Source organism: Rhodococcus sp. DT1 (assembly GCF_049844875.1).
In the GTDB taxonomy this organism is placed as follows: Bacteria; Actinomycetota; Actinomycetes; order Mycobacteriales; family Mycobacteriaceae; genus Rhodococcus.
In genome coordinates this window covers 35542-54877 of sequence record NZ_JBNCLW010000006.1, presented here as the reverse complement: position 1 = coordinate 54877, position 19336 = coordinate 35542, and the positions used below count along the sequence as shown (strand labels likewise).

At 67.3% G+C, this 19336-nt stretch carries 16 protein-coding genes and 1 tRNA gene; 7 read left to right on the top strand and 10 right to left on the bottom strand.

Translation table 11 applies throughout. The annotated features are described in order from the left end of the window. The first annotated feature begins 115 nt into the window (after nt 1-115). The gene (locus ACLQ3J_RS16220; RefSeq protein WP_169619723.1) at nt 116-2251 is read left to right on the top strand and encodes an ATP-dependent DNA helicase UvrD2; all 2136 of its coding nucleotides are present in this window, start codon (nt 116-118) and stop codon (nt 2249-2251) included. On the opposite strand, the gene ACLQ3J_RS16215 is transcribed toward ACLQ3J_RS16220, so the two are convergent. Then, complete coding sequence (locus ACLQ3J_RS16215; RefSeq protein ID WP_169619722.1) at nt 2240-2617, bottom strand: VOC family protein; 378 nt, start codon at nt 2615-2617, stop codon at nt 2240-2242. The two genes, ACLQ3J_RS16220 and ACLQ3J_RS16215, sit on opposite strands and share 12 nt — an antisense overlap. Before the next feature lie 176 nt (nt 2618-2793). Between ACLQ3J_RS16215 and ACLQ3J_RS16210 the strand changes: the two genes are divergently transcribed. Then, nucleotides 2794-2931 (top strand): hypothetical protein, encoded by a 138-nt coding sequence (locus tag ACLQ3J_RS16210; RefSeq protein WP_296549960.1) that lies wholly within the window; start codon nt 2794-2796, stop codon nt 2929-2931. Nucleotides 2932-3086: 155 nt separating this feature from the next. Further along, nucleotides 3087-3359 carry a WhiB family transcriptional regulator gene (locus ACLQ3J_RS16205; RefSeq protein WP_296549984.1) on the top strand — a complete coding sequence of 91 codons (273 nt, stop codon included), beginning with the start codon at nt 3087-3089 and terminating at the stop codon, nt 3357-3359. 19 nt (nt 3360-3378) lie between these two features. Here ACLQ3J_RS16205 and ACLQ3J_RS16200 read toward each other — a convergent pair whose 3' ends face one another. The 3 genes from ACLQ3J_RS16200 to ACLQ3J_RS16190 form a co-directional block, all read right to left on the bottom strand. Next, nucleotides 3379-4704 carry an ABC1 kinase family protein gene (locus ACLQ3J_RS16200; RefSeq protein WP_169619720.1) on the bottom strand — a complete coding sequence of 442 codons (1326 nt, stop codon included), beginning with the start codon at nt 4702-4704 and terminating at the stop codon, nt 3379-3381. Then, nucleotides 4701-5600 carry a hypothetical protein gene (locus tag ACLQ3J_RS16195; RefSeq protein WP_425903895.1) on the bottom strand — a complete coding sequence of 300 codons (900 nt, stop codon included), beginning with the start codon at nt 5598-5600 and terminating at the stop codon, nt 4701-4703. Before ACLQ3J_RS16195 ends, ACLQ3J_RS16200 begins: the two co-directional genes overlap by 4 nt. A 93-nt stretch (nt 5601-5693) precedes the next feature. Continuing rightward, nucleotides 5694-7130: a zinc-dependent metalloprotease gene (locus tag ACLQ3J_RS16190; protein WP_169651715.1), complete on the bottom strand. Its 1437-nt coding sequence runs from the start codon at nt 7128-7130 to the stop codon at nt 5694-5696. Nucleotides 7131-7217: 87 nt separating this feature from the next. On the opposite strand from ACLQ3J_RS16190, the gene ACLQ3J_RS16185 reads away from it, so the two are divergent. Next, nucleotides 7218-8240, top strand: a complete 1023-nt coding sequence (locus ACLQ3J_RS16185) for a YlbL family protein (RefSeq protein ID WP_425903894.1) — start codon at nt 7218-7220, stop codon at nt 8238-8240. Between the two features lie 5 nt (nt 8241-8245). Here the strand turns inward: ACLQ3J_RS16185 and ACLQ3J_RS16180 are convergent, their stop codons facing one another. Then, the gene (locus ACLQ3J_RS16180) at nt 8246-8851 is read right to left on the bottom strand and encodes a PPA1309 family protein (protein ID WP_169619716.1); all 606 of its coding nucleotides are present in this window, start codon (nt 8849-8851) and stop codon (nt 8246-8248) included. A gap of 190 nt (nt 8852-9041) precedes the next feature. Between ACLQ3J_RS16180 and ACLQ3J_RS16175 the strand changes: the two genes are divergently transcribed. Then, nucleotides 9042-12038, top strand: a complete 2997-nt coding sequence (locus ACLQ3J_RS16175) for a UPF0182 family protein (protein WP_425904021.1) — start codon at nt 9042-9044, stop codon at nt 12036-12038. Between the two features lie 121 nt (nt 12039-12159). Here the strand turns inward: ACLQ3J_RS16175 and ACLQ3J_RS16170 are convergent, their stop codons facing one another. After that, nucleotides 12160-12741, bottom strand: coding sequence for a transglycosylase family protein (locus tag ACLQ3J_RS16170; protein ID WP_169619715.1), 582 nt, complete (start codon nt 12739-12741; stop codon nt 12160-12162). A gap of 452 nt (nt 12742-13193) precedes the next feature. On the opposite strand from ACLQ3J_RS16170, the gene ACLQ3J_RS16165 reads away from it, so the two are divergent. Then, nucleotides 13194-13270: transfer RNA gene (locus ACLQ3J_RS16165), tRNA-Met, on the top strand. Nucleotides 13271-13354: 84 nt separating this feature from the next. On the opposite strand, the gene ACLQ3J_RS16160 is transcribed toward ACLQ3J_RS16165, so the two are convergent. From ACLQ3J_RS16160 to ACLQ3J_RS16145, 4 genes are all read right to left on the bottom strand, one after another. Then, nucleotides 13355-13957: a TetR/AcrR family transcriptional regulator gene (locus ACLQ3J_RS16160; protein WP_425903893.1), complete on the bottom strand. Its 603-nt coding sequence runs from the start codon at nt 13955-13957 to the stop codon at nt 13355-13357. Then, entirely contained in the window at nt 13957-15288 is a 1332-nt protein-coding gene (locus ACLQ3J_RS16155) for an amidohydrolase family protein (RefSeq protein WP_425903891.1), read from the bottom strand. Before ACLQ3J_RS16155 ends, ACLQ3J_RS16160 begins: the two co-directional genes overlap by 1 nt. A 40-nt stretch (nt 15289-15328) precedes the next feature. Then, complete coding sequence (locus ACLQ3J_RS16150; protein ID WP_425903890.1) at nt 15329-16033, bottom strand: YqeB family protein; 705 nt, start codon at nt 16031-16033, stop codon at nt 15329-15331. 272 nt (nt 16034-16305) lie between these two features. Next, the gene (locus ACLQ3J_RS16145; protein ID WP_425903888.1) at nt 16306-17994 is read right to left on the bottom strand and encodes an acyl-CoA synthetase; all 1689 of its coding nucleotides are present in this window, start codon (nt 17992-17994) and stop codon (nt 16306-16308) included. 328 nt (nt 17995-18322) lie between these two features. Here ACLQ3J_RS16145 and ACLQ3J_RS16140 point away from each other — a divergent pair, with 328 nt between their 5' ends. Next, on the top strand, nt 18323-19267 hold the full coding sequence (locus tag ACLQ3J_RS16140) for an alpha/beta hydrolase (RefSeq protein ID WP_425904019.1): 945 nt from the start codon (nt 18323-18325) through the stop codon (nt 19265-19267). Nucleotides 19268-19336 lie beyond the last annotated feature (69 nt).

Sequence of the window (19336 nt, the reverse complement as noted above, 5' to 3'; positions counted from 1 at the left end):
ACAGCCGCCGCGATCTGTTCCGACCGGTCCCCGAATGTGGTCGCGGACACAGCGGATATGCCTGCACAGGATGTGCGGCGTCGCGTTGTCGGTTCGCACTGTCATGATGGAGGCCATGCGTGTGGATGCGGTTGCGGACGGCCTGGACCCTCAACAGGCGGCGGCTGTGCGGGCGCCGCGTGGCCCCGTGTGTGTGCTGGCCGGCGCCGGGACGGGCAAGACCCGCACCATCACCCGCCGCATCGCGCACCTCGTCTCCGACGGGCACGTCGCCGCCGGCCAGGTTCTGGCAGTCACCTTCACCGCGCGGGCTGCGGGGGAGATGCGCTCGCGGCTCCGTGAACTGGGGGTCGGTGCACCGGGACCGTCGGTGCAGGCCCGCACCTTCCACGCCGCGGCGCTGCGGCAGTTGCGGTATTTCTGGCCGCAGGTCGTCGGCGACACTCCGTGGCAGTTGCTCGATCGCAAGTTCTCCGTCGTCTCGCAGGCAGCACATCGGTGCGGCTTCCCGACCGACACCGACACCGTGCGCGACCTGCTCTCGGAGATCGAGTGGTCCAAGGGGTCGCTGATCGCGCCGGAAGACTATCCGGCCACGGTCGCGCGGGTCCGCCGCGAGCCGCCGGCCGCCGCCGAGCGCGTCGCAGCGGTGTACGAGATGTACGAATCGCTGAAGTTCCGCGGCGACGAAGGGTTCTACCTGGACTTCGACGATCTGTTGTTGCACACGGCCGCCGCGCTCGAGGACAACACCGCTGTCGCCGACGAGTTCCGCGACCGCTACCGCTGTTTCGTCGTCGACGAATACCAGGACGTGACGCCGCTGCAACAGCGCGTGCTCGACGCATGGCTCGGGGACCGCGACGATCTCACCGTGGTCGGCGACGCCAACCAGACCATCTACTCGTTCACGGGCGCGTCGCCCAAGTACCTGCTCGATTTCTCGCGCCGGTTCCCCGACGCCACCGTCGTCCGGCTCGAGCGCGACTACCGCTCGACCCCGCAGGTGGTGGAACTGGCCAACCGCGTCATCGGCGAAGCCCGCGGGCGGATCGCCGGCACCCGGCTGAAACTGATCGGGCAGCGGCCGCCCGGCCCGGAACCCACGTTCGCCGAGTACGACGACGAACCCGCGGAGGCGAAGGCGACCGCGAAGGCCATCGCAAAACTGCTGCGCGACGGCGTGCCGGCGTCGGAAATCGCGGTGCTGTACCGGATCAACGCGCAATCGGAAGTGTACGAGCAAGCCTTCACCGAGACCGGCATCCCGTATCAGGTGCGCGGCGGCGAGGGGTTCTTCAACCGCGCCGAGGTGCGGCAGGCGATCAACGCGCTTCGGCAGGTCGACGCGCGCAACGACCTGCCCGACGGAGCCGATCGCGGCAGCCATCTCGTCACGCTGGTCCGGGCCACGTTGGTGCCGCTCGGCCTGACCGACACCGAACCCACCGGTGCGCAGGCCCGGGAACGGTGGTCGTCGCTGGTGGCGCTGGTCCAGCTCACGGAAGAACTGCTCGAGCACGAACCCGAGCTGACCCTCACCGGTCTGCTGCGCGACCTCGCGGCCCGCGCCGAATCGCGGCAGCCCCCGACGGTGCAGGGCGTGACTCTGGCATCGCTGCACGCCGCGAAGGGCCTCGAGTGGGACGCGGTGTTCCTCGTCGGGCTCACCGACGGCACCCTGCCGATCACCCACGTCACCGGAGACAAGGACACCCCTCCGGACGAAGCGGGTATCGAGGAGGAACGCCGTCTGCTCTACGTCGGCGTCACCCGCGCCCGGGTGCACCTGTCGCTGTCGTGGGCGTTGGCGCGCACCGAAGGCGGGCGCCGCTCACGGCGGCGGTCCCGCTTCCTGAACGGGTTGATCCCCGACAGTTCTCCGGCGTCGAAGATCGTCGAGCCGGCCTCACCGAAGAAGAAGCGTCCGCAGTGCCGGATCTGCGGTAAGCCGCTCCTGGGCACCACCTCGACGATGCTCGGGCGTTGCGAGGGCTGTCCGTCCGACCTCGACGAGGAACTGCTCGTCGCGCTGAAGGAATGGCGCCGCGAGCGATCGAAGGAGCTCAAGGTCCCCGCCTACGTCGTGTTCAGCGACAACACCCTGGTGGCGATCGCGGAACAACAGCCACGCGACGACCGCGCGCTCGTCTCGATTCCGGGCATCGGCGCGAAGAAGCTCGAGCAGTACGGCGCCGACGTGCTCGCGCTCGTGCGGGGCGAACGTACCGCGGCAACGCTAGATATCTAGGCCTACCGGCTCCACGCAGAGGCAGAAGTGGTGGCCTGCGGGGTCGCGGTACACCCGGAAGTTCTTTGTGCTCGACGGATCGTCGACGCGGGTCGCGCCGAGGTCGAGCGCGAGACGTTCGGCGTCCTCGAATTCGGGGACGTAGAAGTCGAGGTGGACGTGCACACTTTCGGAAGGCCAGCGCGCGGGCGTGAAATCGGGTGCGCGTTGGAATGCGAGCGAATTCGCGTCGTCGCGCGCGAGTTCGACCCAATCGTCGTCGTCCCGCGCGGTGGTCCAGCCGAGCAGGTCCCGGTAGAAGCCCGCGAGCGCGCGCGGATCGGGACAATCGAGAACCGATACACATTTCGTTGTCGACAGTGGCATGGCCGGGACTCTAGTCCCGCGTGCGGTTGCGAGCGGCGAATCGAACCACGCTCGACAAAAATTGGACAAAACCGCAGGTAGAAAATAACTTGTGCTGATCGCACCAGCATTACTATTGTGTATTGCATTGCCACGGGAGAAGCCCGTGCGTGACGACGAAAGCGAGGTGGCCCGTGATGATCAGCATCAATTATGCGGCCGTCGCTCCCGTCGTGGCGCGCGCCGCATCCGCCGCCGCCCCGCGCACATGGCGCCGGCGTGCAGCAGCCTTCTCGTCCGTGGCCGGACGACTCGTCGGGACACCTACGCGGTAGTCCCTTCCGACTCCAGGCCACGGACAACCGCCCAGCGGACCGTGGCCTTTGTCTTTTCGGCCGGAGTTCGCATCGCATCTCTTTCGATCGAACCTCTAGGAGTCCTCGTGCCGAGCGAAAACCCTTCGACCGCATCAGGTGTCGGCGAAAAAACCATCCGTGCGGGCGATCCCCTGCCCTGTCACGGCGACGATCCCGATCTGTGGTTTGCCGAGGCCCCGGCAGATCTGGAACTGGCGAAATCGCTGTGCGCCGGATGCCCCGTACGCGCGCGCTGCCTCGCCGCAGCGCTGGACCGCGAAGAACCGTGGGGTGTGTGGGGCGGCGAAATCATCCACCAGGGCGCGGTCGTCGCCCGGAAACGCCCCCGCGGACGACCCCGGAAGACGGTCGTCGCCGAACCGCGAAAAGAACTGGTGTACGCCTGAATCGGCTGCCCGGCCCCGACTACTCCTCGGTGAAGCCGGGCAGCCATTCGGAGAGAATCGCCATATAGGGAGCCTGCGCGTCGAGTTGCGCGCAGATACCCACCGACCCGAGCAGAACGCGGAAGATGCTTGCGTACTCCGGTGGCAGATTCAACGTCCGTGCAGTCCGGAACTGCGCACTCGAGAAATCCGTCGCGGTGCCCGCCACCTTCTGCAGCCACGCCCGCGTGAAATGGAACGACTCGGTCTGAATAGGGTCGGTGAAGGGCCGTAGGTAGTCGGCGATCTCCTGATCGGTGACAGTGCGGCCGGGGAGTACGAACTTCTCGTCGTAGAGCAGGGCGGTCAACTCGTCGAAACGTTCCTCGAGGGCGAGTCGCACCATGCGCCCGAGCACCGGGGGGAATCCGTCCGGCATCGCGGCGGTGGCACCGAAGTCGATCACGCCGAGTCGTCCGTCCTCGAGCAACATGAAGTTGCCGGGATGCGGATCACAGTGCAGCAGACCGGCTCTGGCCGGACTGCAGAAGTGGAATTCGGCGAGGAGTGCCCCCGCGCGGTCACGTTGCTCGCGGGTGCCCTCGTTGATGATCACCGACAGCGGCGTGGCGGAAAGCCATTCCGTCACCATCACTTTCGGCGCACTGGCCACCACGCGGGGGATGAGAAACTTCTCGTCGCCGTCGAAGGCCCGCGCGAATGCCCGCTGGCTGTCGGCTTCGGTGCGATAGTCGAGTTCTTCCTCGGTGCGGGCGGTCAGTTCGTCGAGGAGCGCCCTGACGTCCGCGCCCGGCATCATGGTCGCGAATACTCCCGCGAACCGCGACAACGTCCGCAAGTCCGCGCGCAGTGCTTCGTCGGCCCCGGGGTACTGCACCTTCACGGCGACGTCGCGTCCGTCGGACCACACTGCTCGGTGCACCTGCCCGATGCTCGCCGAGGCGGTGGGCACGTCGTCGAAGGATTGGAATCGCTCGCGCCACTTCGTGCCGAGTTGCTGATCGAGCACACGGTGCACGGACTTGGCCGGAAGTGGAGGTGCTGCCGCCTGCAGCTTGGTCAGTGCCTCGCGATACGGCTCCGCGAATTCCTCCGGGACAGCGGCCTCCATGACACTGAGAGCCTGCCCGAACTTCATGGCGCCGCCCTTGAGCTCACCGAGTACCGTGAACAACTGCTCGGCGGCCTTCGCAGTCATCTCGGCGTCGATCTCGCCGCGATCACCACCTGCGAGGCGCCGGCCGAAACCTACAGCGGCGCGTCCGGCGATGCCCAGCGGGATGCTCGCGAGTTTGGCGGTACGCGAAGAGCTTCTGCGAGGGATGTCTGACACGCTCCCCATCATGCCTGAACGGGGACGGGGATAGTCGGGCAGTCGCAGTCGGGATGGCGGTGCCACCTGCGGGTGATGAGCTGTGTCCTGCGGATATCCCACTCGATCGTGCGGTCGAGGGCGAGCGCACCGGCGCCCGCGATCCGCGTGGGCGACGCAGTGTCGGCGAAGAACAGATCGAGTTGCGCCAGCGCGGCCGCGACGGTGGCGCCGATCACGGAGCGCTCGGCTCGTCCCTCCCGCCCGGACAACTGTGCCGCGAGCCGCGGCCACGACGGGTCGGCATCGGTGCGAGCCAGGTCGGCGCAGCGCAGGCAGCTGGTACGGCCGGGAACAACGAACGGGCCGATGACGCCGCGCCCGTCACGTACGCGGACCGCCAGATGAGGGACCCGGTGGCGCATCAGGATCTGCACGAGACGCGGATCTGGCACCTGGGTGTCGGCGAGCACGACGCAGTCCGGTAGCCGGGTGGTGAGACCGGCGTCGTCGGTACGCGGAACCGACCGGAACCACCTCGTGTCCCACAGCGACAGATGCGGGGCGAGCGCGTGGGCGAGGGGCCCCGCCCCGTACAACCGCACGCACGGCGGAGACGACGCGGCCGCGGTTGCGGGTCGCGCCGGCCGCACGGATCCGGCGCCGACCAGTTCGTCGAGGAGCGCCCGGACAGCGGGCGCCGGCAGGCCGCGCGCTGCGGCCGCCTCGACGACAGCCTCGTACGGCAGGCTCCCGTCCAGCAGTACGAGCAGGGCACGGACATCGAACGCGTCCATACCGTCGGGCGGCACGACGACTGCGGCAGTGTCGGGACCCCACCCGAGCTGCACCGAACCGTCGGCTCGGTGCAGCACCAGCACATCGGGATCGAGGACGAGACCTGTGGCCGCCCGCACGGGGGATGTCATACGGGCAGCATCACAGGCATCCGGCCCGCCGCGGTCGCCCCCGACGCTGTTGTCCACAGGGCGATCGCGGCTTCTATCAGCGACGACGTGGTGTCAGGAGTTCTTTCCGGAATCGTCGTCCGGCTCGCGGTCGGCAGTGTCGTCCCCGCCGTCCTGATCCTTCTCGGCACGCTCGCGTTCCATCGTTTCGCGGAGCTGTGCGATCGGATCCTCGAAGGCACTGGTGCCTCCACCGATGACGCGGTCGACGAACGCGGCGGGATTGTCCAGATCCGACGAATCCGGCAACAGGTCCGGGTGCTCCCACACCTTGTCGCGCGCGTCCGCTCCGGCGTCGGTGGTGAGCCGACGCCACAGCGCGGCGGCTTCCCGCAGCTTGCGGGGACGGAGTTCGAGACCGACGAGGGTCGCGAAGGTCTGCTCGGCGGGTCCGCCGGTGGCCCTGCGGCGACGCAGCGTCTCGCTCAGCGCCGCCACACCGGGGAGCCGGTCGCCGAGGGCATCTATCACGACTGTCTCGACCCAGCCCTCGACCAGCGCGAGCATCGTCTCGAGTCGCTCGAGCGCTGCCAGTTGTTCGGGCGTGGTCTGCGGCTCGAAGGCACCCTGCTTGAGGATTTCCTCGATCTTGGACGGATCGCTCAGCGCGGACGGGTCGAGGCCTTGGGCCAGATCTTCGATCGACGACATGTCCATGCGAATTCCGCGGGCGTATTCCTCGACGATCGCGAGGAGCCGCTGGCGCAGCCACGGCACGTGGCTGTAGAGCCGCTGATGCGCGGCTTCCCGCGCGGCGATGAACACGAGGATTTCCTGGGCGGGTTGTTCGAGGCCCTCACCGAACTCCTCGATGGCGGCGGGCAGCAGGGCGGCGGTGCCGGCCGGGCCCAGCGGCAGGCCGATATCGGTGGAGGTCATGACCTCCTTGGACAGCTGGCCCAGTGCCTGACCGAGCTGGGAACCGAACGCGACCCCGCCCATCTGGGAGAACATGCCCATCATCGGTCCGGCCATCGCGCGGGCCTCCTCGGGCAGGCCCTGCAGCATCATGCCGTTGACCTGCTCGGCAATGGGATCGCACAGGCGCTTCCAGGTGTCGAGGGTGTTCTCGAGCCACTCGACGGGCGTCCAGGCGACGGTCTTGGTGGCGCCGGCGGGCAGCGTCGTCGCCGCGTCGAGCCACAATTCCGCGAGCCGCGACGCGTCGCGCACTGCGTCGGCCGTCCCCGCGGAGACGGGAGTGACCGAACCGATCTGCTGGCGCGCGAGCTTCGAGGCGATCTCGTAGTTCACGGGGCCGGCCCCGCCGGTGCCCATCGCGCTGCCCATCCCGGCGAGCATCTGGCCGAACTGGCTGAGCATCTGCCCGAACTGGGCGGGATCGAAGCCCTGCGCACCGAACGGGTTGTCGCCACCACCGCCGGGAAGGCCGAAGCCGAACGGCGACCCACCCCCGCTTCCTGAACCCTCGTCCTTTTTGCGGTCGGGGTCGTCGTCGGGATTCGAGAATCCGAAGGGCGTGTCACTCATGTTCTCAACGGTACAAGGCGCGCCGTCGGAGCACGGGCATCGTGGTCACGCTGACCGCGAACACGATCGGCCCGATACTCTGGCCGGGTGAATCGACGCTTCGTGATGCCTCTCGCCGTGCTGCTCCCGGTTCTCACCCTCGTCCTGATCGCATTCAATCTGACCGTTCCCTATGTCGCACTCGGTCCCGGGCCCACGTTCGACACGCTCGGCGACGTGGACGACAAGCCGGTCATCGAGATCGAGGGCGTCGAGACGGACGAGACGACGGGCAGCCTGGTGATGACGACCGTCGGCGTCACCGACAACCTCAACCTCGCGCAAACGGTGACGGCGTGGCTCAGCGGCCGGTACGGACTGGCACCACGTGAGCAGGTGTATCCGCCCAACCGCAGCAAGGACGAGGTGCGAGCAGTCGATCAAGCCCAGTTCGCGCAGTCGGAGCGCAGTGCCGAACTTGCTGCTCTGCACTACCTGGATCTGCCCGTCATACTCCGGGTTGCCGAGATCGCGGACGACGCCCCCGCGTCGGGACATCTGCAGTTGGACGACCGGATCGTGGCGATCGCGGGTGAACCGGTGGAAACGGCCGGACAGGTACAGCGTGCGGTCGGAGCGGTCACTCCCGGCGAGAGCGTCGCGATCACCGTCCTGCGCGGCGACGCCGAGGAAACGATCGACGTCGTGGTGGGGGAGCGACCCGGAGGAGAGGGCGCGGGATTCCTCGGTATCGCAACCGAGGAGATTCCCGACGTGCCGTTCGAGGTGGTCTTCAACCTCGCCGACATCGGCGGGCCGTCGGCCGGGTTGATGTTCAGTCTCGCGCTCGTCGACAAGCTCAGTCCCGGCGAGATCAACGGTGGGCTGAACGTCGCGGGGACCGGAACCATCGACTCCGACGGCATCGTCGGCCCCATCGGCGGCATCACCCACAAGCTCACCGCTGCGGACGAGGAAGGCGCCGAGGTCTTCCTCGTGCCCGCCGACAACTGCGCCGAGGCGCTCACCAACGAGCCGGACGATGTCCGGCTCGTCAGGGTCGAGACGCTGGAGGGCGCGGCCGCCGCGCTCGAGTCGATCGCGGCAGGCGGCGACGCGCCCACCTGCTGAGTCCGTCAGTCGTCGTCTTCTTCTGCTTCCAGGGTCGCGTACAGCGCTCCGACCACCTCGGGAGCGAGGTTCTCGTAGGTCCGCAATTCCGCCCCGGCGAACGGATCGTCGTCGTCGAGGGGACGGAGTTGCAGCAACGTCATCGCCGGCCCGTCCCGCAGCACCGCGGCGATGAGCCGCGCTCGTCTGCTGTCGGGGTGCGCGTGCGCCGCGAAGCGGGCCGCCTCGTCCACCGAGTGCGAGTCGGTGACGAGCGGAACCACCGCGTCGTCGAGGTCGGCTTCGGCGTTGGGTGGCAGGACCACGATCTCCTGGACGAGTGCGCAGCCCGCGACCGAGGAAGGCCAGCTCGTGGTCGCGAGGAACTCGCCGAGGGCCGGGCTTCCGCCCTGCACGTCCTCGGGAAACGCTTCCTGCGCGATCGGCGTGTACTCGTGTCCCTCGTCGAGCTGGTCGCCGAGGCTCGGCTCCGAAGCCGCGAGCAGCACGGTCGGTACCAGCGCAAACATGACGGGCGGCTGGTCCCATCCCTCGGCGTCGACGTAGTCGATGATCTCGTGGACCGTACGCGACAGGGCGGCTTCGGAAGGAACGGGAAGGTGCTGATTCACACGCCTATCCTGTCATTGGTGGGCCGGATCGGTGTCGGCTGTGCGTCCGATGCCGCCGGCCACGGATCGAGGACCGCGTACCTGTCCTGCGACTAGTCCGTAGAGTGGGGCGAAACGGTCACGCGGTGTGACGCACGAGGTATACATTCGCGGCGTTCTTCTCGCCGCCGGACGATTGGGAGCGTGGCACGTGGGCATGAGGCCCCCGACCGGAGTACCGACGTTGTCGAGACGGAGCAAAGTGCTGCTGGTTCTCGCATTGGTGGCCGCTGTGCTGCTGTTGCTGGGGCCGCGCCTGGTGGATACCTACACCAACTGGCTCTGGTTCGGGGAAGTCGATTTCCGCGACGTCTACATCAAGGTTCTTCTGACCCGAGTCCTGCTGTTCTTCGCGGTGGGTCTCTTCGTCGGCGTCGCCGTATGGCTGGCGATGCTGCTCGCGTACCGGTCACGGCCGGTATTCGTCCCCACCACCGGACCCAACGATCCGGTGGCCCGCTACCGCACGAGCGTGCTGACCCGGATGCGTGCGTTCGGGCTCGGTATCCCGATCGTGCTGGGCGTGCTGTCCGGACTCGTCGCACAGGCGAGCTGGGTGACCGTGCAGATGTTCTTCAACGGCGGAGAGTTCGGCACCACCGACCCGCAGTTCGGGCTCGATGTCGGGTTCTACGCATTCGACCTCCCGTTCTACCGCTTCATCCTGAACTGGTTGTTCGTCGCGGTCGTGCTGGCGTTCTTCGCCAACCTCGTGACGCAGTACATCTTCGGCGGCATCCGCCTCGCCGGGCGTGGCGGCAGCATGTCCACCGCCGCGCGTGTCCAGCTCGCCGTGCTGGCCGGCGTCTTCGTCGCACTCAAGGCTGTCGCGTACTGGCTCGACCGGTACGAGCTGCTCTGGAGCGGACGCAAGGAGCCCACGTTCACCGGAATGGGCTTCACCGACACCAACGCCGTGCTCCCTGCGAAGCTGATCCTGCTCGCGATCGCCGTCATCTGCGCGCTCGCGTTCTTCGCCGCGATCTTCCTGCGCGACCTGCGCATTCCTGCGCTCGCGACGGCGTTGCTGGTGCTCTCGTCGATCCTGGTCGGCGCTGTCTACCCGCTGATGGTCGAGCAGTTCTCCGTCCGTCCGAACGCGGCAGACAAGGAGAGCGAGTACATCGAGCGGAATATCGCTGCCACGAGGGTGGCGTACGGGATCACCGACGACAAGGTCGAGTACAAGGACTACCCGGGGGTGGGCACCACATCCCCCGAGGACGTTCCGGCCGACATCACGACGATCGCGAACGCCCGCCTGCTCGATCCCAACGTCCTGCCCCGAACGTTCACGCAGCAGACTCAGCTGAAGAACTTCTACGGATACCCGGAGTCGCTCGACATCGACCGGTACGAGGTCGACGGCAAGGTCGAGGACTACATCGTTGCGGCTCGTGAGCTCTCGCCGACCAGCCTGACGGGCAACCAGACCGACTGGATCAACCGCCACACCGTGTACACCCACGGCAACGGCCTGGTCACCGCTCCGGCGAACCGGGTCAACGCTGCGGCGAGCACATCGGCGGAAGAAGCCGCGAACAGCAACAGCGGCTACCCGGTCTACCAGATCAGCGACCTCGCGTCGCTCGCCGCCGAGAACCAGGTGATCCCGGTCGAGCAGCCGCGTATCTACTTCGGTGAGGTCATCGCCGAGGCAGACCCGGACTACTCGATCGTGGGTAACAGCGCCGACGCGTCCGGCCCGCGTGAGTACGACACCGACACCGAGAAGTACACGTACACCGGCAGCGGTGGCGTCGGGATCGGCAACTGGTTCAACCGTCTCGCCTTCGCGGCGAAGTACGCCGAACGCAACATCCTCTTCTCGAGCGCCATCGGCGAAAACTCGAAGATCCTGTTCAACCGCGATCCGCGCGAGCGCGTCACCAAGGTCGCTCCGTGGCTCACCGCGGACGGCGACGCCTACCCGGCCGCTGTCGACGGTCGCATCGTGTGGATCGTCGACGCGTACACCACGCTCGACAACTACCCGTACGCGCAGCGCGCGTCGCTCGAGGGCCTGGTCGAGGACAGCATCGACCAGAACACCGGCCGGCTGATCCCGCGCAAGGAGGTCTCCTACATCCGCAACTCGGTGAAGGCGACCGTCGATGCCTACGACGGCACCGTCACCCTGTACCAGGTCGACGAGGAAGACCCCGTTCTGGATGCGTGGATGGGCGTGTTCCCGGATGCGGTGACCCCGCAGGATCAGATCTCCGACGAACTGCGCTCGCATTTCCGGTACCCGGAGGATCTGTTCAAGGTCCAGCGGGAGATGCTCGCGAAGTACCACGTGGACGACCCGCGTGAGTTCTTCACCAACAACGCGTTCTGGTCGGTGCCCGCGGATCCCACCGTGGACACCAGCGCCAACCAGCCGCCGTACTACCTGCTCACGGGTAACCAGGAGAATGCCGAGCCGGCATTCAGGTTGACGTCGGCGATGGTCGGCTACAACCGGCAGTTCCTCTCGGCGTACATCTCGGTGGAGGCCGACCCGGAGAACTACGGCAAGTTCACGATTCTGCAATTGCCCACCGATACGCAGACTTTCGGTCCGGAACAAACGCAGAACGCGATGATCTCCGACACGCGTGTCGCCTCCGAACGCACGCTGCTCGAGAGATCGAACCGGATCCAGTACGGCAACTTGCTCACGTTGCCGATCGCCGAAGGCGGGATCCTCTACGTGCAGCCGATGTACACCGAACGCAACCCGACGGCGGGTAGTACCTCGACGTTCCCGCAGCTTTCGCGGGTGCTCGTGAGCTACCGGGAGCCGGGTACCGGTGGTGGCGTGCGGATCGGCTACGCGCCGACTCTCGCGGCAGCGCTCGACCAGGTGTTCGGCGCCGGCGTGGGCGATGCCGCCACCGCTCCGGGCGGGGTGGCTCTCCCGACCGCCGAAGTCGAGGACGAGGCGCGTGAGGAAGCCGTGCAAGGTGCTGCCGAGCCGGCGCCCGGCGACCAGGCGTCCCCGGCTGCGCCGATCCCGGCGGGCCGCGACGCCGCGGTTGCCGAACTGGATGCCGCACTCAGCGAGCTGGCCGAGGCGCAGAGCAGCGGTGACTTCGCCGCGTACGGCCGGGCGCTGGAACGATTGCAGCGCGCGACGGACGCCTACGAGTCCAGCGGAGGCTGATCTCCGCGTCCGGTTGAACCGCCCGCCGAGTGAGTGCGGACGACGACGAAGCGGGGCCCCGCGGTTTCTACCGCGGGGCCCCGCTTCGTTTCGTGACGGCGGATGCCGAGGGTCGGCCGGATCAGACGGCGGGCAGGGCGTCGAGGACCTGCTCGAACTGCTCGCCGTAGCCCAGCTCCACGGCCACGCCGCGCGCGACGTCGATGTACTGATGGACCTCGGCGGGAACCGCGGGGACCGCGATGTCGACGTACGGCTGCACCTCGGCCGGGAGGGCCGGTGCTTCCTGGACGGGAGCCGGTGCCGGTGCCGGTGCAACCTCAGGTGCCGGCGCGGGTGCCGGTGCCGGCGCGGGTGCCGGCTCTTCGACCGTCGTCAGATACTGACCGCACACGGGCCATGCGCCCGGCCCCTGCGTCTGCAGCGTGTTCTCCGCGACGCGGATCTGCTCTTCCTTCGTGGCCTGGTGCGGCATGCCGGTGCCGCCGTTGGCCTCCCAGGTGCTCTGCGAGAACTGCAGGCCGCCGTAGTAACCGTTGCCCGTGTTGATGGACCAGTTGCCACCGGACTCGCACTGCGCCACCGCATCCCAGTTGTGGGTGGCGGCAGACGCGGTACCGGTTGTCAGAGCGAGCGGAACGGTCGCCAGGACTCCGGTGACGAGCACGGTGCCGACAGTACGTTTGCTGAAGAATTTGGTCATCGGTTTTGTGATCCTCTCGCGCTCGCGGACTGCGGTGGCCACGAAGACCGGCGCACTCGAGGTGCTCGAGGTCTGGGCGCGTGTCCGCGCTCTCCGCCCCTCGGACGTGTCGTAGCCACCGGATCCCGCGGGGCAGAGTGGAAGGCGGCGGGCCGGCGGAGGTTCGGTTGTGTCGAACCGGCACCGAAGGTACAAGTCCCTTTCGGCCGGTTCATCCCGCGAATTGTTACGACGCTCGTCCGATATATGGGATAGAAAAAACATGTCGTCGCAGGTCACGGCGGCGTGTTGCGCTGGTAGAGACAAGATCGTTACCGCAACGTTATGTGTTGGGGATCATGCGATGGCCGTGGCGGCCCTCACTCGTTGGAGGGGCCGCATCTGTGCATTCGGGGTGGCCGACCGAGCGATTTGCTTTCCGATTCCGCGCTCCTGTAGGTTCGATCATGCAACGCGGGGTGGAGCAGCTCGGTAGCTCGCTGGGCTCATAACCCAGAGGTCGCAGGTTCAAATCCTGTCCCCGCTACCAATTCAGGCCCGGAGATCAGTGATCTCCGGGCCTGAAGCTTGTGATCAGGCCCCACAGCCGGATCAGGGCGGTCGCGCCCGATAGTCAGGGCTGGAGGTATCGCTTCACGGTGCGGCGAAACATCGTGAGTTGGGTGGTGTGGTCGGAGTCCTCGTGTGTGGCGGCGTGGAGGTAAAGAGCGCCGATGAGAGTCATGATCCAGGAAGCGCATTCCTCGGGGTCCAGCGCGGTGCTGATGTCGCCGGCCTGTTGTGCTCTGCTCAGCAGGCTGGTGAGGTGCATCTGGTCGGTGTCCGAGGCGTCTTCCATCAGTGCGGCGAGATCGGGGTCTCGCCCTGCCTGCAGCATCGCTTCGACGACCAGTCCGGGCACTATCGGTTCGGCGGCACCGGCAGCCAGGTGGTCCACGAACCCGAGTAGCCCCTCCATCGGGTCCGCGTCGTACGCGCGTTCGGCCGCCGTACGAGAGTCGTTGTCTCCGAGGTCATCACCCGCGATAAGCGCCGCGAAAAGGGCTCGCTTGGTAGGGAAGTAGTGAAAAAGCGTTCCGGAGCTGACGGCTGCTGCTCGGCAGATTTGAGCAGTGGACGTGCCGTTGTACCCCCGGTCCGCAAAGAGCCGAGCGGCCGCGTGAAGGATGTGGCGGCGTTTGGCCCGGTGCTGTTCCGCGTTGACTGTCCGGGCCATCAATTCGCTCCACGCATGTCGAAGACCGGACGACCGTCGCGGAACGTCATGACCACGTTCCGCATAACGCCGATGTCCGTCGTCGGATCGCCATCGACGACGACCAGGTCTGCGGCCTTGCCTGCCGCGATAGTGCCGAACTTGTCGGTCGCGAGTACCCGGGCAGCCTCGACGGTTGCGGCGCGAAGCGCGTCGAGCGGGCTCAGGCCGGACGCCACCAACAGCGCCAGTTCGCGGTGTACTCCGGCGCCGAACCGGACACCGGGCCTGGCGGCGTCGCTCCCGACGACGGTCCGGCCGCCGGCGGCGTGGAACTCGCGCACCCGCTCCTGGAGGGCTGCGACGGCGCCGGGCGCGTTCTGACCGGCAAAAGCAGCCTCGGAGACGATCAGGGTGGCGGTGAGCGGAACGTCGGCGTCGACCAGACGGGCAAGCACGTGCTGAGGCCAGCCGGTCAGGAGTTCGCGGGATTCGACATGCTCCAGTCCGTCGATTCCGACCGAGAGCAGATCGTCGAGATCCTGAAGCGTGCTCCAGTGGGCCGTGACCTTCAGGCCGTGGGCGTGGGCTTCGTCGACGATGGCGTCGAGGACGTCGAAGGGGAGAGGCGTGAGTGGGCGCTCCGAGTGCCCGCGGTCGTGCACCACTTTTATGAAGTCCACCCGGTGCGGGCCCTCCGCAAGGTCACGGACCATCGAGCGGGCTTCCATCGCAGTCGAGGGGAGCAGAACAACGCCGGAGTCCGGCTCCGTTCCCGCGGTGGTGACGGGGTGGCCGTTCCGCGTGGTGAACAACGGACCTGACATGACGATTCGAGGGCCCTCCAACTCCCCCTCGCCGACCTGGGCACGTATCTGGGCGACCCACGAGAGCTCGTCACCCAGGCTGCGCACGGTGGTGACGCCGTGTTCGAGCGAGGCACGCCGATGTGCCGGCGCGTAGCGCATCGCGTCCCAAGCGGCCTTGGGCAGCGTGAACGGCCCTGGTTCGTCCCCATCCCGCAGCTCGGAGGAGCCGAGATGCACGTGCAAGTCGATCAATCCGGGTACGAGTGTGTAACCGCTGAGGTCGAGAACCTCCGCTCTTTCCGGCACAGTCAGCTCGGTCGCCGCGCCGACCTCGGTGATCACTCCGTCGCGAACCAGAACCACCCCGTCGGTGATCGGGGCGAGGGTGTCACCACGAAGCACAGTCGCGCCGACCAGGGCGAGGTCGCCCGAGTGGCGTTCGGTGTGCGGCCGATAGGACGTGAGGTCGTAGAGCACGGCGACTCCGGTGCCCGTGCCCAACAGCACGGCGACCGCGAGCAGCACGGCACGTCTCTTCCTCATGCCGTGCACACCACCGTTCGGGAAGCAGCCGCACCGAGTTTCACCTGAGCGACCGCCAGTACTGCCGGGCCTTCCGATCGCGCACGACGAAACCCTTCTCGAGGAGTTCGGACCGCAGATCGTCGACGTCCTTCCCATCCTTGTTGCGGAGCGAGGTCTCCCGCGCAGCGAAAACGGCGTTCACCGTCGACGGAAGCTCGGGTGTCCCGGGCACCCAGCGCTGGAAGAACTCCGCGTAAGGGTCGTCCTCGCGCCATGGGTATCCGTGGCGACGGAACGCGTTTTCGATCTGTTCCGGCGTGGCGTCCAGTTCGTCACACAGCACCTCCCGGGAGGCGCCGTCAACCACGACCAGTCGTTTTCCATCGAGGAATACCGCGCTCACCTCGGAGTGGACGTACGGGCGCGTGACTCCGTGCCTTTCGAAAGACACCACGTCGGAAGCAACAGTCACTCGAAGGGCGTCACGAATGGTGACGACAGCGAGTCCGGCACCGAAGACCGCGCCGGCAATACAGCCGACCGCAGTGGCCCACGCCCCGGGAATCGAGGACGCGAGTGCGAGCGGTCCCTGGAAAGGAACCCACGGCAGGTCTTCGGCCAACGTGGCCAGCCACGGCAATGCGAGCCCTATGCCCATTCCGACGAACGGAGCGAGGACGAGTAGAGAGGCAAGGTCGGCGCGGGAAGGCCCGAGGCGGACCGGCTCCTCGGGCTGCTCGTCTTCGGGGTCAGGGCTGCTCATCGACGGCATGATTCCCCTCTTCCGGCCTCTCACGGACTGTTTTCGGAATAATAACCCAAACGCTCGGTTTATTTATCCGGACGGTCCGGCGTCCCTCGACGAGTGCCGCAGATTCCCCCGCAGGGCGAGGAGACCCGTGCGGTATGCGGTGCCCTCGGCATTCGCTGGGTTGGTCGCCTACGGGGTCGGCCATGGGCGTCGAGAAGAGAAGGGAGTCCCGGCCGGAACACCAAGGTTCCGGGCTCACCGGCGTCGACGACCCGTCTGAGTGATCAGCCGGTCGGCGCGGCAGGCTCGCCCTCGGCGGCCCCGCTGTGTGGCGGCTCCATCTCGACGAGAACCCGCCGCAGCAGTTTCCCGGTCGCGTTGCGCGGCAGTTCGTCGAGGAAGATCACGTCGCGCGGGACCTTGTACCGCGCGAGGTTGGAGCGTACGAAGACCTTGATGTCCTCGCTGTCGCGGGCGGAGGTCGGGGACGGCACGACGAACGCGCGCAGCCGATGCCCGAAATCCGCATCCGAGATGCCCACCACCGCCACGTCGAGCACGTCGTCGCGCTCGGCGAGCAGGTTCTCGACCTCGAGCGGATAGACGTTCTCTCCGCCGGAGACGATCATGTCGTCGTCGCGGCCGTCGACGAAGAGCCGTCCCTCCTCGTCCCAGTGCCCGAGATCACCGATCGAGAGCATCCCGTCGATGCGCTCCTTGTCGCGGCCGTCGGTGTACCCGGCGAAACTCAGTCCGCTGGACACGAAGATGCGGCCCACCACGCCGGGTTCGGTGATGCGGCGACCGTCCGGATCGAACAACGCGACCCGGCAGGTCACGGGAGGGCGCCCCGCAGTGCCCGGGGCGAGGCGGATGTCTTCCGGTGTCGCGACGGTCGCCACGGCGCACTCGGTGGAGCCGTACAGGTTGTGCAGCACATCTCCGAACGACTCGCGCGTGCGGCGGCACAGATCGGGGGAGAGCGCCGAACCCGCCGAGAAGATGATCTTCAAGCTCGACGTGTCGTACTCCGCGATCTTCTCCGGACCGAGGTCGAGAATTCGCTGGAGCATCGTCGGCACCACGACCAGCACGTTCGCGTGGTGCCGATCGATCAGGCTCAGTGTGTCCGTCGGCGTGAAGCGACGCATCATCACGATCGTCTGCCCCAGGGCGAGGGCGATCGCGAACTGCGACACCCCGGTGCCGTGGAACGCGGGAGCGGCCATCAGCATGGTCTGACCCGGACGCAGCGGCACCCGGTCGAGGAACTGGGCAGAGGCGAGCGGAGAGGTGCGACCGCGCGGTGCGCCCTTCGGCGTTCCGGTCGTGCCGCTGGTCAGAAGCACGAATCCTCCGAAGACCGGCGGTGCCGGAGGCGCGGAGACGTCGACTCCTTCGATCGCTTCCTCGAGCGTGGGAACACCGGGGACCTCGTCGTCCTTCCACGACACGTAACGACGCACGCTCTCGGGGAGCGCGGCGGCGACATCGGCGAACTCGGAGTCGAACACGAACGTCGTGACCGCCTCCCGCTCCGCTACTTCCGCGAGCTGGCGCGGGGCGAACCCGGTGTTCATCATCACCAGCCGCGCACCGAGCTTGGCGGCTGCGAGCATCGTGACGACGAGCCCACGGTGGTTGCGGGCCATGATCCCCATCGACGAGCCGGGAGTGACGCCGGCGTTCTTCCACGCGTGCACGAGTCCGTTCGACCAGTCTTCGAGTTCCCGGTAGGTGACCTCGCCCCGTTCGTCGATGATGGCGGCCACGTCCGACCCGCGGGCGGCGTGAGCGTGCACGGGCCCCGCGAAGGGCCCGTACTTACGTGCGGCGGCCATGGTGGCGAGGCTCTGGTCGACCCGGGGGAAGTGGAGGAGGCCCGCCCGCCGCATCACGGCGAGAGCACCGACCGCGTCGGTGACGCTGTCGAGGGCACCGCGGACATTTTTGGCGAGGTCGAGCACCGGCATCGGGAGGCCCTTTCGGCGGCATACATGGATGGAGGTAACGGCGTGCGCTCCTCACCCTAGTAGTGATACACGTCACATGGGGCGGAATGTCCGTATTTTCGGGAGCGCCGACCGCCCAGCAGTCTGCGCAGGGTGGGACATGTCACTGAAGAACGCCGGCGACCAGGCGATTCGCGCCGAGCGGAGGTCGATCGGGGTAATACGGACGCACCGGGCGTCGATGAAATCGGAGAACACTCGATCGACGTCCGTGGGTGACATGCCCACAGAAAGGGTGCAGGTGCTACGCGTGACCCGCTCCGACAACCCCTCACTCAGCAGGCGAACGATGCTCAAGACAGCGTTCGCGGGCGCAGCCGGACTCGCCGGCGCCGCGGCCCTGGCCACCTCCGCACCGGGCGTTGCGAGGGCAGTACCCCGGGGAGGGTACGAAGAGGTCTGGGTGCCCTCGGAGATGGGCCCGATCAAGTGCCAGGTGCAGTGGGCCAAGCGGGGCGGCAGTGCGTCGCTGTACCTGCTCGACGGGATGCGTGCCCGCCCGGATGCCAACGCGTGGTCGTTCGAGACGAACGCCTTCGAGCAGTTCGCACTCGACGACGTCACCCTCGTGATGCCGGTGGGCGGTGAGTCCAGTTGGTATAGCGACTGGTACAACGCGAGCAATTTCAACCAGCAGGGCGTGACGTACAAGTGGGAGACGTTCCTGACCCGTCACCTGCCCGCCGCGCTCGCCGCACGCGGAGTGGACCGCACCCGCACCGGCATCGCCGGGTTGTCGATGGGCGGCACGGCGGCGCTGAACCTCGCGGCGCACCATCGCGATCAGTTCAAGTTCGCCGCATCCTTCTCGGGATACCTCTGGCTCAATGCTCCGGGCATGCGCTCGGCGATCCGGATCGCGATGCTCGACGCCGGTCTGTACAACGTCGATGCGATGTACGGTCCGCCGTGGGACGAGTCGTGGGCGCGCAACGACCCGTTCACTCAGGCCGAGAGCCTGCGCGGGTTGCCGATGTACGTCTCGGCGGGCAGCGGAATCCCCGGATATGCGAACCGGGTCGAGAACATGGTGGATGTGGTGAACACCGCCAACGGCATGGGACTCGAAGCGTTGTCCCTCGCGACCACCCGCGCGTTCCAGGCGCGGCTGGACAGCCTGGGCATCGGTGCGACGTACAACTTCCCGAATGTCGGCACCCACAGTTGGCCGTATTGGTCCGAGGAACTGTGGCGGGCCCGGCCGCACATCCTCAGCGCTCTGCGGGCGGGGTAGGAGCTTTCGACGAGCGATGGGCGGCACCCGAAGGTGCCGCCCATCGCGTCTGTCGGCTTGTGGCGCAGT